Source organism: uncultured Thalassospira sp., assembly GCF_963976115.1.
In the GTDB taxonomy this organism is placed as follows: Bacteria; Pseudomonadota; Alphaproteobacteria; order Rhodospirillales; family Thalassospiraceae; genus Thalassospira.
Genome location: NZ_CAXBJJ010000004.1, coordinates 310,394 through 325,825, shown reverse-complemented (window position 1 = coordinate 325,825; position 15,432 = coordinate 310,394). Strand labels below are relative to the sequence as shown.

Sequence of the window (15,432 nt, the reverse complement as noted above, 5' to 3'; positions counted from 1 at the left end):
GGAAACGATGATTCGTTTCCGCCCTTTTGTGTTTTCAAGATTGCTTTGCGGTTACAGAGCGGAACCGGCAAACAGGGGGGCAAAGGTTTTTTCAATCTCGGCGGCCCGGACCGGGCGGCCCCGCAGAAATCCTTGCAGGAAATTGCAGCCATTTTCGCGCAGGAACTGTTCTTGCTGCAGGGTTTCAACACCTTCGGCAATGCAGGTTTTACCCAGATTATGCGCCATATTAATAATGGTGCGCACCAGTTCGCTGCCGCCAATACCCTTGCCAATATCGTTGACAAAGCTGCGGTCAATTTTCAGCACATCAAACGGCACATGGCGCAGATAGCTCAGGCTGGAAAAGCCGGTGCCAAAATCATCCAGGGCAATTTTAACCCCAAGATCGCTGATCCGCTGCAATTTGCGGCAGGTATCTTCGATATCCTGCATGAACAGGCTTTCGGTGATTTCAATTTCCAGCCGGTCGCCCGCCAGGCCGGTTTCATTTAAGGCGGCCGACACCTGATCGCCAAATTCAATCGGGTTGCTAAATTGCTGCAAGGAGGCGTTCACCGCCATGGTGATGTTATGCAGGCCCTGTTGTCGCCATTTCACCATTTGGGTACAGGCCGTGCGTAACACCCACAGGCCGATTTCATCGATCATGCCGATTTCTTCGGCCAGCGGTATGAATTTATCGGGGGCCAGTTCGCCGTGCTTTGGATGGCGCCAGCGGATCAGGGCTTCAAACCCCGAAAGCGCGCCATTATTGGCAAAGAATTGCGGCTGATAGGCCAGATAAAGTTCGCGCCGTTCCAATGCGTGGCGCAAATCGGTTTCAAGGGCCAGGGTTTCGCTGCTGGCCGTGTTCATCGACCGGTTATAGTGATTGAACCGGTTGCGACCATGGTTTTTGGCGCGCAACATGGCAATTTCGGCATTGCGCAACAGCATGGTGGTGTCGCTGCCATCGCGCGGATACAGGGTGATGCCCATGCTGGCGGTAATAAACAGTTCGCCGCCCGATGCAGAGAAATGGGGGTGATCAAACACCTCCATCAAATCCTGGGCCATGGTCTCCAGGGTGTCGCTATTGTTTTTTTGCGGTAACAGAATGGCGAAATCATCGGCTCCCATCCGTGCCAGCATGGCATCGGCGGGCAAGGCCCTGTTCAGGCGTCCGGCAAAATCGACCAGCACATCATCGCCCGTTGCATGGCCCAGCGTATTATTGATGCGTTGAAAGTTATCGATATCGACCAGCAAAACAGCGACGCTATCGTTGTTTCCGCGACAGTCGTTCAGGGTGCGACCCAGAACATCAAGAAACCGGCGCCGATTGGGAAAACCGGTCAGTTCGTCAAAATGTGACAGGCGACGGATATCGTCTCTGGTCTGCTTGCGATCGGTAATGTCGGAAAAAATACCGGCATATTGCAGAACGTTCCCTTGTTCGTCGCGAATGGCAATGATCGACAGCCATTCGGGATAGATCTCGCCCGATTTGCGCCGGTTCCATATTTCCCCCTGCCAGCGGCCCGCCCGGGTAATGCTTTGCCACATATCTTGATAAAAGGCGCGGTCATGACGGCCCGATTGCAAAAGATTGGGGCTTTTGCCGATGGCTTCGGCGGCACTATAGCCGGTGACACGGGTAAAGGACGGGTTTACGTCTTCGATCTTGCCCTGGTCATCGACAATGATGATGCCGTCGGGCGAGCTTTCAATGATCTTGCGGGTCAGGTGCAATGACTTTTGCGCCCGTGCAAGTGCTGTGTCACGGTCTTCCATCGCATCGTGCATATGTTGCAGGTAATCCTGCTCGATCGAGGCAAGAAGATCGTTGAACGACAAAATCCCCAGGACGTTCTGATGAGAATCGGTGACAACAAGGTGGCGGATCTGATGATCGATCATGATCTGCCGGGCATCTTGCAGGCTGGTATGGTCGCTAACCCGGCGAACCGGGCGGCTGGCAATTTCCCAGGCCGAGCCCGACGCACTGCGATGAACCAAATAGCCAACAATATCGCGTTCGGTGACAATGCCGACTGTTGAGATCACAGAACCAGCATCTTCATGGGCAGGACGCATTTCCGACCGGGCGGCATCGAGCGGCACTAGTGTGCTTTCAGGTGATGTTTTGGCAACAGGTTGAAAAACAATGGCGCTGTCGCATTCACCTTCCTTCATTGCCGCCTGCAACTGGCTGATCGGTGTTTCGCCGGGAACGCTGACCGTGTTGCGGCGAACGATCGATGACACATCGCGTTCGCGCAAGGGGTGGATGGCACTTGGCACACGGATCAGGTCGCTTTGGCTGACAATGCCAACCAGACATTCCTGGTCATCAATAATGATCAGATGGCGTAATTTATCGCGTCGCATCCGAAATGTTGCCGCCTCGACCGAGGCATGGGCCAACATCGTGCGCACAGGCGACGACATCCAGTCAGAAATCGGACGGAGAAAGGCTGTCGGGTCATCGGCGCTGATGGTCAGACAGTCATGTTCTGTCCAGACACCGACGGGTTTGTTGTCCTGTGTAATCACGATTGAACTGCGCAGATGGCGATGCATCAGGGCAATGGCGTCACCAAGGGGCAGGTCAGGGTTGCAGGTCAGAACCTGGCCATGTGTCAAAGTTCCAACACGCACTGATAACAGCGGAGCGGGTATTTTGGCGTAACTCGTCATTATCTATTGCTATAATTGTTTAGAAACAACGGATTTTCTCCTGTGTCGGGGGCCTGCATCGTATTCTTTAGCACCTAAGCAATTATGACGACAGGCGTAAGGAGATAAATCAATTCAAAACTAAAAAAAACACCTCGCCAGCGGAACTGGCGAGGTGAATTCGAACTTTGCCGATTAACCCCGAAGGGTCTTGAAATCAGGCTGCATTCTTGATCATGTTGCGCAGAACGAACTGCAAGATACCACCATTCTGGAAATACAGAACTTCGTTTTCGGTATCGATGCGGCAGACAACAGTTGTTTCCTCGGTCGAACCATCCTTGCGGGTGATGCGAACCGTAACGTCCTGCTGCGGGGTAATGCCATCGGCAACGCCCACAATATCAAAGGTTTCCGTACCGTCCAGTTTCAGGGACTTGCGGCCTTCACCGTTTTTGAACTGCAACGGCAGAACGCCCATGCAGACCAGGTTGGTGCGGTGAATACGTTCAAAGCTTTCGGCGATAACAGCCTTGACACCCAAAAGGTTGGTGCCTTTGGCGGCCCAGTCGCGCGACGAGCCCGTGCCGTATTCCTGACCGGCAACGATCACCAGCGGCGTGCCTTCTTCCTGGTAGCGCATGGCAACATCATAAACCCAGCCCTGTTCGCCAGACGGGTAATGAACCGAAACACCGCCTTCGGTGCCAGGTGCCATTTCGTTGCGGATACGGATGTTGGCAAAGGTGCCACGCATCATGACTTCATGGTTGCCACGGCGTGCACCATAGGAGTTGAAGTCACGAACGGCAACGCCGTTTTCCTTCAGGTATTCGCCTGCCGGGCTTTCTTCCTTGATCGAGCCGGCCGGTGAAATGTGGTCGGTCGTCACCGAATCACCCAGGATCAGCAGCGGACGTGCGCCATGAACATCCGAGAAATCACCCGGTTCAGCAGCCATATTAACAAAATAGGGCGGGTTCTGAACATAGGTTGATTTGTTGTTCCACTGATAGGTTTGCCCTTCTGTGACCTGGATTTCCTGCCACGGTTTTGAACCGGCAAAGATGTTATCGTAACGGTCTTTGTACATCTTGGCCGAGATCGAGGTCGCGATGGTGTCAGCGATTTCCTTGTTGGTCGGCCAGATGTCTTTGAGATAGACATCATTGCCGTCTTTGTCCTGGCCCAGCGGGTCGTTATTCAGATCGACCTTCAGGTTACCAGCAAGGGCATAGGCAACAACCAGCGGCGGCGAGGCAAGATAGTTTGCCTTCACATGCGGGCTGATGCGGCCTTCAAAGTTACGGTTACCCGACAGAACGGCCGTAACCAGCATGTCCTGATCTTCGATGGCACCTGCAATCGGGGCGGCCAACGGACCAGAGTTACCAATGCAGGTGGTGCAGCCAAAACCGGCAACGTTAAAGCCGAGCTTGTCGAGGTAATCCTGCAGGCCGGCCTTTTCAAGATAGTCGGCAACCACAAGCGACCCCGGTGCAAGCGAGGTTTTAACCCACGGCTTGCTGTGCAGGCCAAGATCAACAGCCTTTTTCGCCAGCAAACCCGCCGCAATCAGCACGCTCGGGTTCGAGGTGTTGGTGCAAGAGGTGATGGCGGCGATAACAACGTTACCGTCTTTCATGGCGAAATCTTCGCCTTTGACGTCGACACTGCGCTCGGCATCAACACCTGGTGCCATATCGGCAAAGGTTTTGGTGAAGCTCGAAACGGCATCTTTGAGCAAAACGCGATCCTGCGGGCGTTTCGGCCCGGACAGTGCCGGTTCAACTGTGGAAATGTCGAGTTCCAGAGTATCGGTGTAAGCGGCGTCGTGGTCGGCATAGCCCCACATGCCCTGTTCTTTGGCATATGCTTCGACAAGGGCGATCTGTTCTTCGGAACGACCGGTTGAACGCATATAGTTCAGGGTTTCCTCATCGATCGGGAAGAAGCCACAGGTTGCACCATATTCCGGCGCCATATTGCCGATGGTTGCGCGGTCCGGCAGGGTCATGTGGGCAAGGGCATCGCCATAAAATTCGACGAATTTGCCAACCACGCCTTTTTCACGCAGCATCTGAACCACACGCAGAACCAGGTCGGTTGCGGTGATGCCTTCTTTCATCGAGCCGGTCAGCTTGAAGCCAACGACTTCCGGGATCAGCATCGAAATCGGCTGGCCCAGCATCGCAGCTTCGGCTTCCAGACCACCAACACCCCAGCCCAGAACGGCAAGGCCGTTAACCATGGTGGTGTGGGAATCGGTACCGACCAGGGTATCGGGATAAGCCACGGTTTTGCCGTTGTCGTCTTTGCCGGTCCAGACGACCTTGGCAAGATATTCAACGTTTACCTGGTGGCAAATGCCAGCTCCCGGCGGGACGATGCGGAAATTGTTGAAAGCATTCTGGCCCCAACGCAGAAATTCGTAACGTTCGCCGTTACGTTCAAACTCGACTTCCATGTTTTTGTCGAGAGAGTCATCGGTGCCGAAAAAGTCAATCATGACCGAGTGGTCAATGACGAGATCAACCGGTGAAAGCGGGTTCACCTTCTGGGCATCGCCCCCCATATTGACCACAGCATCGCGCATGGCAGCAAGGTCAACAACGGCAGGAACGCCGGTGAAGTCCTGCATCAGCACACGGGCCGGGCGATAGTTGATTTCGTGGGTGCTTTTACGAGATTTCAGCCACTCAACGACGGCTTTGACGTCGTCAGCCTTAACGGTGAAATCGTCTTCGTAACGCAAAAGGTTTTCGAGAACGACCTTTAGCGTGAAAGGCAGTTTGGAAACGTCGCCGATTTTTTCGGATGCAGCTTTAAGGCTGAAATAATCGAAGGATTCATCCCCGACCTTCAAAGTGCGGCGCGTTTGCAGGTTGTCTTTGCCACAAATGGACATCAGACCCTCCTCAAGGTGGTTAAAGGGCTTGTCGTGACAAGACACCCCGACCGTCGGAGCGCCGAGCGGTGGGCTATCTGTTAACCGTGACGCGGGTCACGATACACATAAGAAGTGCGAGGGCGTTACACCACAAATTCGGGCGAAAGTCCAGACCCCGAAAAGGGTCTTTCGTCAAATCATCCTGATAACAAAGGTTTGTGCGCTCCGATAGCAGCGTGTTTTCATTATTGGTTCTGGAAATACTGTGTTTTTCATTCCATATCTGTCTCTATATACGGCGAGTCTTGAATTTTGCTCTGACCACTTAAGTGGGTATTCTTCCGTTTAACCAGCCCTTTTTATGAAGAACATGGTGAGCCAACTCGATCTGACGAGTGGTGAATTTGCGTTTCATGTCATTCCATTGATAAATTCTAGAGATCACATCATCTAATGTCCGCGAATTTTCTTGTTGGATGACCCAATGGACAGTGGATAGGAGCTCCAATCCGTAGGGGGTTTCAAAGCCGTCAACTAAATTGGCAACTTTATCGAAACGTTCCTGGGTTTCTTCTTTGTCTGCCAAGAACTCAATAGCGTCTTTCGATGCGCCAGGAACCAGTTCAATTGCTTTACTTGGGTCGTCTCCTCCGTCGGCATAACCTGAGATTAAATGCCCTTCAATTGTGCGGAGAACGTGACGCAGATTTACAGCATAAGGCCCATACGCTGCTTTGTTATAATTAAGTTTTAGTGGCTCTCCAGATGCTTGAAGGAAATACATAAGTTTATGTATTTCGATGAGTGTTACATATGGATCAAGCATGCCACTCAGATACTTATGAACGAGTCCTACCAGAGCTGCGCGTCCTGGTGTCATCTTCGGAACATCTATATTTCGGGCCATATCATTAGATGAGGGCGCACCGTTCGGCTCAAATACTAAAATGTTAACACCTTGAATTTCGGAAAGGCTGGATTCAATCAACGATTTAACATCATCCCATTTCAATCCGCCCAGCCCACTGCCAAGTGGCGGTATCGCGATAGAGCGTATTTTTAATCGTTGGATGTCTTCCTTCAGTGCATTCAGGCCAGATTGAATGTCTTCAATCCGACTTTTCCCTTTCCAATGGCGCTTCGTTGGGAAGTTGATGATATATCGTGGATAAGTCAATTGCCCGGTTTCAAAAATAAACATCTGACCGGGTTGAACTTCTTCTCGCTTACATGCCGTCGCGTACGCTTTAAAATTATCTGGATAAGCGTTTTTGAATTGTAACGCGATTCCACGGCCCATCACTCCGACACAGTTGACGGTGTTCACAATCGCTTCAGCGCTCTCTGAAAAAAGGTTTCCGCTTTTGTATTCGATCATCAGAGTTTTACCTGTTTTTAATAGTACCACTGAGGAAGCGTGAGCACGTCAGGTCTGTGGCGAGCACCATCAAGTGCTTCTACAACACGATCCACTACCAAAGTGTTTCTGACCCCAATTCTGCGAACCAAGTGCCACGGAAAGCATCGTTCGATCAAGAACTCTGCTTGTTTGCTATCTTTACACTGAGACCAGGTATTGGTGCCTATTGCGTTCCAGTCTAATTCTCCCAGATTATTCAGGTCGCAACGGTCCTCAAAAAAGTAGGAACCCGCATTCGACAGGGTGAATGCCCAGCGCCGATTTTGCTCATTGGCCCAATGAACAACTTCGAAGAGGTCTGCTTCAAGGTGGATTATTGGCTCTTGGCCGCCTTGATATTTCAACTCAGGATGGTTCGCCATATGAAGCAAATACAGCATAATTGAGCGAGGGCAGAAATAAAATGGAACGCATTGCCCGACGTATAAGTCAGAATGACTGCTTAACCTTAGCTCGTTAAGGCGTCGCTCTTTGATCTTGCCCATCCCAATGGTAGTACCGAGACCTTGGCGCTGAACAATATCTCCATCGCTCAGAAGATAGCCGTCAGCGACAATTGATAGCAATCTGTCTACATGTACTATGTGATAAATTTTCGGTCTTGCGGGAACTGCCATATTTGAAGGGTCAGTTTGTTATTTCGAGATCAAACGTAAATGAATAGCTTTTTGTGCTTTGGGGCAAGATAAATCCTGCGCAAGAAATAGTGTTAATTTTGCACGTTTGAGGCCTTTAACGGACCGTAAAGTTTGTGACTGTGGTAAGTTAATAAGGCTATGTTCATATGGTCGGCTCATTACGGTTTGTTTAGTGCTTAGAGCGAATCGGCACGAATTTGACGAAACGATATTTCAAAAATCCCCTTTGAAACGATGAAATGTTAAGTTGAGAGACGTTTTTCTCAATGCCGCAATGCGATAATTTTGCAATGATCGCTTTGGCGCGTTTGCAGCATTACTCTTACGGAATGTTGGTGCGAATAACGGCGTTCTGCATGACCGGTTCGATTGTGCGGTGCGATAAGTGATTTTGCTGCAAAGCGAAGCGCTTGCAACGCGTTGACGCTATTGTGTGAATTTGGTACTCAAATACGTATTAATTGCGTTGCGGCCTTTTCGGTATCGACCGGCAGGGTAAAAATAACAGACGCAAATCAGGGAAACGCTGAAATTTGGACGGTTCATTTTGCCATGCTCGATACGGGCACCACAGCAGATGAAAGCGGCCCAGGTCAGGGAGGATACCAGGACGATGACGTCATCGGACCCAATTTTAAGCATCAACGATGTGTCGCTGGTTTTTGGCGGCGTACGGGCGTTGAGTGACGTTAATTTTTCGGTGCAGAAAGGCGAGTTGTTTTCGATTATCGGTCCGAACGGGGCGGGTAAAACGTCGATGTTGAACTGCATTTCCGGGCGGTATCACCCCACCAGTGGCTCTGTCCATTTCAAGGGCCAGGACGTGACGGGGTTGAAACCCAATGCCCGGGCTGAAATGGGGGTTGGACGGACCTTTCAAAACCTGGCGCTGTTTGGGCATATGTCGGTGCTGGATAACATTATGGTCGGGCGTCATCACCTGTTGAAAAACAATTTTTTCACCGGGTCGCTTTACTGGTTTTCCGGGGCACAGAAAGAAGAACTCGAACACCGGAAATTCTGTGAAGACGTTATCGATTTTCTGGAGATTTCCCATATTCGCAAGGCAACCGCCGGAACCCTTTCCTATGGGTTGCGCAAACGGGTGGAGCTGGCGCGCGCGGTGGCACTGCGTCCGGACCTGATTTTGCTCGACGAGCCGATGGCCGGGATGAATTTGGAAGAAAAGGAAGACATGGCCCGCTTCATCATTGATCTGAATGAAGAATGGGGCATGACCGTTGTGATGATCGAGCATGACATGGGGGTGGTGATGGATATTTCCAGCCGCGTCATGGTGCTTGATTTCGGGCGGAAAATTGCATCGGGTCTGCCCGCTGAAGTGATGGCCAATGCCCATGTCAAGAAAGCCTATCTCGGCGAAGAAGGCGACGAAGATGATAGTGTTTCCGGGAAGGTCGCATAACAATGAAGACATACACGACGCCTGAATATGCCGACATTGCCAAGCTTGATACCTTTCCCAAGCTGCTGGCCTATAATGCCAAAAACTGGCCGACCGAGACCGCCCTGCGCGAAAAGGAATTTGGCGTTTGGCAGGAATTTGGCTGGAAAGACTATAACGACCGCGTCAAATGGATGAGCCTTGGCCTGCGTGAATTGGGTATTGGGGCGGGCGATGTGGTTGGCATCATTGGCGAAAATCGCCCGGAATGGGTATGGGCCGAAATTTCCGCCCATGCGTTGCGCGCCCGGTCGTTAGGGCTGTATCAAGACAGTCTGCATGACGAAGTGGCGTTTCTGATTACCTTTGGCGAAGCCCGCGTGATTGTCGCCGAAGATGAAGAACAATGTGACAAGTTACTGGAACTGGGCGATCAGATTCCGACCGTGGACCGGATCATTTATTGTGACCCGCGCGGGATGCGCAAATATGATGATCCGCGCCTGATGGCGGTTGAAGACCTGTATGAATTGGGTCGCAAGGCCGATGCCGCCGATGCCACGGCTTATGACCGCATGGTGGGGGATACGCGCGGCGATGAATGTGCCATTTTCTGCACCACATCGGGCACCACGTCGAAGCCGAAAATTGCCATGCTGAATGCCGGCGATTTTCTCGATCATTGTGCCGCCTATTTGCGGGCTGACCCTAAGCTGCCGGGTGATAATTACGTGTCGGTGCTGCCGCTGCCCTGGATCATGGAGCAGGTCTATGTGGTCGGCCAGTCGCTGGTCAGCCGCCAGATCGTGAATTTTGTCGAAGAGCAGGAAACCATGATGGCCGATCTGCGCGAGATCGGACCGAATTTCGTGCTGCTGGCTCCGCGGGTGTGGGAAACAATTGCCGCCGATGTGCGGGCACGGATGATGGATTCAACGCCGTTCAAACAGAAAATGTATGACTGGGGCATGAAGCTGGCCCGGGGGGCCATGGATGCCGGTGGCCATTCCAAAGCAGCCGATATTTTGCTGATGAATGCGTTAAAAGACCGGCTGGGATTTAGCAATTTGCGCTCTGCCGCCACCGGCGGGGCGGCAATGGGGCCGGAAACCTTCAAGTTTTTCCATGCCATGGGGGTGCCGTTGCGCCAGCTTTATGGTCAGACGGAACTATGTGGGGCCTATACCATTCATCAGCCAGGCGATATTGATTTTGATACCGTTGGAATTGCGTTTGATAATTCCGAAATCAGGGTCATCAATAGCGATGAAAACGGGGTGGGCGAAATTGTTGCGCGCACCTCGGGCATGTTCACCAGCTATTATAAAAACCCGTCGGCTTATGACGAAGACGTTGTCGATGGCTGGATGCATACCGGGGATGCCGGTTATTTCAAGGATAGCAACAAACATCTGGTCGTGATTGACCGAATGAAGGATTTGGCCGAAACATCAAACGGGGTGCGCTATTCGCCCCAGTTTATTGAAAACAAACTGAAATTTTCACCCTTCATTGCCGAGGCGGTGATTTTGGGCAAGGGCCTGCCGTTTTTATCGGCCATGATTTGCATCCGGTTTTCGATCATGGCGAAATGGGCCGAACAGCGCGGTATTTCCTTTACCAACTATACCAACTTGTCGGCGCAATCGCAGGTTTACGACATGATCGCCGAGGAAGTGCGCCAGGTAAACGCAACCTTGCCCGAAGCCCAGCGCATTCGCCGTTTCCTGTTGCTTTATAAGGAACTCGACGCCGATGACGGCGAATTGACCCGCACGCGCAAGGTGCGGCGTGGCGTTGTTGCCGAAAAATATGCCGACATTATCGATGCGGTTTATTCGGGCACGCCCAAGGTTGACATCGACACCATGATTACCTTTCAGGACGGATCAAAAACGCGGATTCAAACCAGCGTGCAGGTCGTCGATCTGGAAGGGCGGGGGCGCGAAAACAGCACCTCGAAAGCCGCCGAATAAAAGACGCGGCCAAAAACCAAAACCGGGGGTGGCAACATCCTCGCCATGACAGGGATGGCACCATGAATTTTGAACTTTTGTTCCAGCTATTGCTAAACGGGCTGATCGTCGGCACGCTTTATGGTGTGGTCGCCATGTGTTTCGTGCTGATTTATAAATCAACGCAAGTGGTCAACTTTGCCCAGGGCGAATTTTTGCTGATCGGCGCATGGGTTTGTTATGCGTTTCTGGTCGAATTTCAAATGCCGTTCTGGCTGGGCTTCATCTTTACCTTGCTGTTCATGCTGGCATTTGGCGTGATTTTGCAGCTGATGGTCCTGCGCCCCATGATTGGCGAGCCGATCATTTCCGTGATCATGGTGACCATTGGTCTGTCGATTTTCTTTCAGGCCGCCACCAAATGGATTTTTGGTGCCACCACGGCAACCTACCCGCAAGTCTTTGAAACCCGTGCCATTTCGATTGGCGGGATGCAAATTGAAACTGCCTATATCATGAGTTTCTGTATCTCGCTGGTGATCATGGCGGCATTTTACTGGTTTTTCAAATATTCCAAACTGGGCCTTGCCATGCGCGCCACCGCGTTTGACCAGCAAGTGGCGCAAAGCCTGGGTATTTCGGTGAAAACCGTGTTTGCCATGTCCTGGGCCATTTCAGCGATGGTCTCTGGGGTGGCGGGGATCGTCATTGGCATGGTGAACGGCGTATCATCGGGCCTGTCTGTGATTGGAATCAAGGTGTTTCCGGCGGTTATTCTGGGCGGACTTGATTCGATTATCGGTGCCATTGTCGGCGGGGTGATTATTGGCCTGCTTGAAAACGGGGCCGAATTTGTCGACGGGCAATATCTGCACTGGGGCAATCTTTTTTCCATCGCACCGTTTTATGTGCTGATCGTTATTTTGTGCATCAAGCCTTATGGCCTGTTTGGCACCAAAGACATCGAACGTATCTGATCAGGGGGACGAACCATTATGGCCGGCTTTTCAATGCGTCCCTGCGGCGATTTTCGCACCACTTATCGCCAGGATACCCGCATTTTCGATACCACTTTCGTGCGTTACGCCGCCGTGTTTGGCGTGGTGGCAACGGCATTGATGCCCTTTGTGCTTGATGGCTATTATGTTAATCTGTTCATTCAGATTTCCTATTTTGCCATTGCAGCCCTGGGCCTGAATATTCTGGTCGGCTTTACCGGACAAATTTCGCTGGGACATGCGGCGTTTTTCGGCTTTGGCGCTTTTGCTTCGGCGTGGATCAACAATCACACCGGTATTCCGGTTTTGCTGTCCATTCCGCTGGCGGGCTTGTTAACCGCAGCGGTGGGGTTGTTGTTTGGCTTACCAGCGGCGCGTATCAAAGGGCTGTATCTGGCAATTGCTACACTGGCCGCCCAGTTTATTCTGGAAGACTTTTTTGCCCGTGCCGACTGGTTTACCGGTGGGTCTTCGGGGGCGGCGGCCAACCCGGTCAATGTGTTTGGCTATGAAGTGGTCGATGATTTCAGCTTCTTTTATGTCTGCCTGTTTTTTCTGGTCATCATGTATGTGCTGGGCAGCAATCTGATGCGGTCTCGCGACGGGCGGGCCTTTGTTGCCGTGCGCGATCATTATTTGTCGGCTGAAATCATGGGCATTAACTTAACCAAATACCGCCTGCTCAGCTTTGCTGTTTCATCGTTTTATGCCGGGATTGGCGGGGCGTTGTATGGCCATTATCTGGGCTTTGTTTCGGCCGAGGGTTTCACCATTTTGCTCTCGATCCAGTTTCTGGGCATGATCATTATTGGCGGCCTGGGATCGGTCAAGGGGGCCTTGATGGGAACTGTTTTCATGGTGCTGTTGCCCGAAGTGATGGAAACCGGGGTCAGTGCCCTAAGCATTTTTGACTGGGCCAACAGCACCGCTGTGACCGATGGCCTGGCCTATATCAAGGAGATGGCGATCGGTCTGGCCATTATCCTGTTCCTGATTTTTGAACCCGACGGGTTAGCACACCGTTGGCAACAGATCAGGGCGTACTGGAAGCTTTACCCCTTCTCGTACTGATCAAACCCCCCACCTGCCGCGCGACAATAATATTGGCAGGACCATAAAAATACGGGGGAGACCGGGAGGCTTTTATGTTCAATGAAACGTCCAAGGGAGACGTCGAGATGAAGAAACTGATTGCTGCTACCGCGATGATCGCAACCGGCTTGTCGGTTGGCGCGGCAAAGGCTGAAGACAGCGTGTTTGTCGGCCATTTGATGGATATTACCGGTGCCACCGGTTTTATCGGCAAGTTTTATGCCGACGGGGTGCGCGATGCGCTGTCTTATATTAAAGAAAATGGCGGGATTGAAGGCACCCCGCTGGAATTTGAATCGGTCGATTACGCCTATAAGGTGCCCCAGGCAATTGCCAATTATAAAAAATGGCGCTCGCGCAACAACATGGTTGCGATGCAGGGCTGGGGAACGGGCGATACCGAAGCCCTGATTTCGTTTGTTGCCAAGGACGAAGTACCGGTTTATTCGGCATCCTATTCCGGCCATCTGACCGACCCGACGGGCAAAAACCCCAAAACCGCCAAACCCGCCCCGTATAACTTCTTTTACGGTGCATCCTATTCCGACGCCTGCCGGGCGATGGTGCAATGGGCGGCAAAAGACTGGAAAGATAAAGGCGGCGAGGGCAAACCGGTATTTAGCCATATTGGCGATAACCACCCTTACCCGAATGCCCCGAAAGAAGCCTGTGCCGAATATGCGACCGAACTGGGTTTTGAGGTGACCAGCCCGGTTGTGGTGTCGATGAAGCCGGGCGATTTCAAGGCGCAATGCCTGACCATGAAGGAAGCCGGAACCGATTACGGGTATCTGGGCAACCTTGGCCCGTCGGTTGTGTCGCTGGTGAAGTCCTGCGGGACGGTCGGCGTTGATCCGACCTGGCTTGCCAATATCTGGGCGGGGGATTACGAAACCCTGAAAACCATTGGCGATGTCGATAATTACATCTTCCCGGTGATGACCAGCTTTTGGACCGACGAAGGGGTTCCGGGCATGGATCTTGTGCGCGAGATTTCCAAGGAATCTGACAAATCGGGCAAGGAATTTCGCACCCATCATTATATTCGCGGCATTTGCTCGGTCTATTACATGAAAGAAGCCATGGAATGGGCCAAGGAAAATGGCGGCATTACTGGTGCGAATATTAAACAAGGCATGTATGCCCGCACCGACTGGGTGCCCAAAGGTCTGGAAGGCGTTTGTATGCCCGCCACCTGGACGGCCGAAGATCATCGTGGCATCAACACCGTCAATATCTATAGCGGTGAAGCCCATGACGGCAGTGTCAAGGTGACCAAACTTGAAACCGTGACCCTGCCGCGCCGTGACGACTGGCTTGGTTATTAAGATCAGCCTCCTTTCGCTTTGAAAGGATGTCTCCCGCCTGGTGCCGGAACCCGCTGTTTTCCCCAAAACGGTTTCGGCACCATGGTGGCAGGGACAAGGTTAAGCCTGGCCTTATGATTTGTTTTTCGATGTGTTTTGTTTTTATCGCTGCCATTGCGAAGGTGATTTATGTCCGAACCTGCCCGCAAGACCGAAACCGCGCCGCCGCTTTTGTCGGTTAATAACATCGAAGTCGTTTATGACGAGGTGATCCTTGTTTTGCGGGGCGTGTCGCTTGATGTGCCGCAGGGCAGTATTGTGACCTTGCTTGGCCCTAATGGTGCCGGTAAATCCACCACGCTGAAAGCCATTTCGGGGTTGTTGAAAACCGAGGACGGTGAAGTTACGCGCGGTGAAATTACCTTTGATGGCAAGCCGATTTCCAACAAGTACCCCGAAGATATTGTGCGATCCGGTATTTTTCAGGTGATGGAAGGTCGGCGCATTATCGAGGATATGACCTGCCTTGAGAACCTGCGTCTGGGGGCCTATACCCGCAAGGACAAAGGCGTTAAAGACGATATTGAAATGGTGTTCGATTATTTCCCGCGTTTGCGTGAACGCAACGGGCTGGCCGGGTATTTGTCGGGCGGGGAACAGCAAATGCTGGCGATTGGCCGGTCTTTGATGGCGCGCCCGAAAATGATTTTGCTTGATGAACCGTCGATGGGTCTGTCGCCCTTGCTGGTGAAGGAAGTTTTTGGCATCATCGAGAAAATCAATCGCGATCAGGGCATTACGATGCTGATCGTTGAACAGAATGCCAACTTTGCCTTAAAAGTAGCCGATTACGGGTACATCATGGAAAGTGGCAAGGTGGTGCTCGATGGCACGCGCGATGAACTTTTGAACAACGAGGACGTTAAGGAATTTTACCTTGGCGGCGGGTCGGAAGACCGCAAGAGTTTTAAAAACATCAAATCCTATAAACGGCGCAAACGCTGGCTTTAAGAGGCATCTTGTCGGCGGCGCGGTGCCCACGGGTTTGCTTGCGAATACCAGGCCA

10 protein-coding genes are annotated in these 15,432 nt (G+C 52.0%); 6 read left to right on the top strand and 4 right to left on the bottom strand.

The features are described 5' to 3' along the window. Positions 1–51: 51 nt before the first annotated feature. From AAC086_RS06705 to AAC086_RS06690, 4 genes are all read right to left on the bottom strand, one after another. A complete protein-coding gene (locus AAC086_RS06705) occupies positions 52–2,682 on the bottom strand; it encodes an EAL domain-containing protein (RefSeq protein ID WP_339776826.1) in 2,631 nt (876 codons plus the stop codon). Between the two features lie 196 nt (positions 2,683–2,878). Beyond that, positions 2,879–5,569, bottom strand: coding sequence for an aconitate hydratase AcnA (gene acnA / locus AAC086_RS06700; protein ID WP_339776823.1), 2,691 nt, complete (start codon positions 5,567–5,569; stop codon positions 2,879–2,881). Positions 5,570–5,876: 307 nt separating this feature from the next. Next, complete coding sequence (locus tag AAC086_RS06695; protein WP_339776820.1) at positions 5,877–6,929, bottom strand: macro domain-containing protein; 1,053 nt, start codon at positions 6,927–6,929, stop codon at positions 5,877–5,879. 17 nt (positions 6,930–6,946) lie between these two features. Beyond that, positions 6,947–7,588, bottom strand: coding sequence for a DUF4433 domain-containing protein (locus tag AAC086_RS06690; RefSeq protein WP_339776817.1), 642 nt, complete (start codon positions 7,586–7,588; stop codon positions 6,947–6,949). A gap of 634 nt (positions 7,589–8,222) precedes the next feature. Here AAC086_RS06690 and AAC086_RS06685 point away from each other — a divergent pair. The 6 genes from AAC086_RS06685 (at position 8,223) to AAC086_RS06660 (ending at position 15,377) form a co-directional block, all read left to right on the top strand. Beyond that, positions 8,223–9,035 carry an ABC transporter ATP-binding protein gene (locus tag AAC086_RS06685; RefSeq protein ID WP_339776814.1) on the top strand — a complete coding sequence of 271 codons (813 nt, stop codon included), beginning with the start codon at positions 8,223–8,225 and terminating at the stop codon, positions 9,033–9,035. A gap of 2 nt (positions 9,036–9,037) precedes the next feature. Further along, positions 9,038–10,990 carry a long-chain fatty acid--CoA ligase gene (locus tag AAC086_RS06680; protein ID WP_339776811.1) on the top strand — a complete coding sequence of 651 codons (1,953 nt, stop codon included), beginning with the start codon at positions 9,038–9,040 and terminating at the stop codon, positions 10,988–10,990. Positions 10,991–11,052: 62 nt separating this feature from the next. Beyond that, a complete protein-coding gene (locus AAC086_RS06675) occupies positions 11,053–11,946 on the top strand; it encodes a branched-chain amino acid ABC transporter permease (protein ID WP_339776809.1) in 894 nt (297 codons plus the stop codon). Between the two features lie 18 nt (positions 11,947–11,964). Continuing rightward, complete coding sequence (locus AAC086_RS06670) at positions 11,965–13,038, top strand: branched-chain amino acid ABC transporter permease (protein WP_339776806.1); 1,074 nt, start codon at positions 11,965–11,967, stop codon at positions 13,036–13,038. A gap of 107 nt (positions 13,039–13,145) precedes the next feature. Continuing rightward, positions 13,146–14,387 carry an ABC transporter substrate-binding protein gene (locus AAC086_RS06665; RefSeq protein WP_339776922.1) on the top strand — a complete coding sequence of 414 codons (1,242 nt, stop codon included), beginning with the start codon at positions 13,146–13,148 and terminating at the stop codon, positions 14,385–14,387. A 168-nt stretch (positions 14,388–14,555) separates the two neighbouring features. Further along, positions 14,556–15,377 carry an ABC transporter ATP-binding protein gene (locus AAC086_RS06660; protein ID WP_339776805.1) on the top strand — a complete coding sequence of 274 codons (822 nt, stop codon included), beginning with the start codon at positions 14,556–14,558 and terminating at the stop codon, positions 15,375–15,377. The last annotated feature ends 55 nt before the right edge of the window (positions 15,378–15,432 follow it).

What these genes read in the sequence shown, in the direction of transcription:
- AAC086_RS06705 (WP_339776826.1), bottom strand. Translation starts at nt 2,682, where the DNA reads ATGACGAGTTACGCCAAAATACCCGCTCCGCTGTTATCAGTGCGTGTT.
- acnA (WP_339776823.1), bottom strand. Translation starts at nt 5,569, where the DNA reads ATGTCCATTTGTGGCAAAGACAACCTGCAAACGCGCCGCACTTTGAAG.
- AAC086_RS06695 (WP_339776820.1), bottom strand. Translation starts at nt 6,929, where the DNA reads ATGATCGAATACAAAAGCGGAAACCTTTTTTCAGAGAGCGCTGAAGCG.
- AAC086_RS06690 (WP_339776817.1), bottom strand. Translation starts at nt 7,588, where the DNA reads ATGGCAGTTCCCGCAAGACCGAAAATTTATCACATAGTACATGTAGAC.
- AAC086_RS06685 (WP_339776814.1), top strand. Translation starts at nt 8,223, where the DNA reads ATGACGTCATCGGACCCAATTTTAAGCATCAACGATGTGTCGCTGGTT.
- AAC086_RS06680 (WP_339776811.1), top strand. Translation starts at nt 9,038, where the DNA reads ATGAAGACATACACGACGCCTGAATATGCCGACATTGCCAAGCTTGAT.
- AAC086_RS06675 (WP_339776809.1), top strand. Translation starts at nt 11,053, where the DNA reads ATGAATTTTGAACTTTTGTTCCAGCTATTGCTAAACGGGCTGATCGTC.
- AAC086_RS06670 (WP_339776806.1), top strand. Translation starts at nt 11,965, where the DNA reads ATGGCCGGCTTTTCAATGCGTCCCTGCGGCGATTTTCGCACCACTTAT.
- AAC086_RS06665 (WP_339776922.1), top strand. Translation starts at nt 13,146, where the DNA reads ATGAAGAAACTGATTGCTGCTACCGCGATGATCGCAACCGGCTTGTCG.
- AAC086_RS06660 (WP_339776805.1), top strand. Translation starts at nt 14,556, where the DNA reads ATGTCCGAACCTGCCCGCAAGACCGAAACCGCGCCGCCGCTTTTGTCG.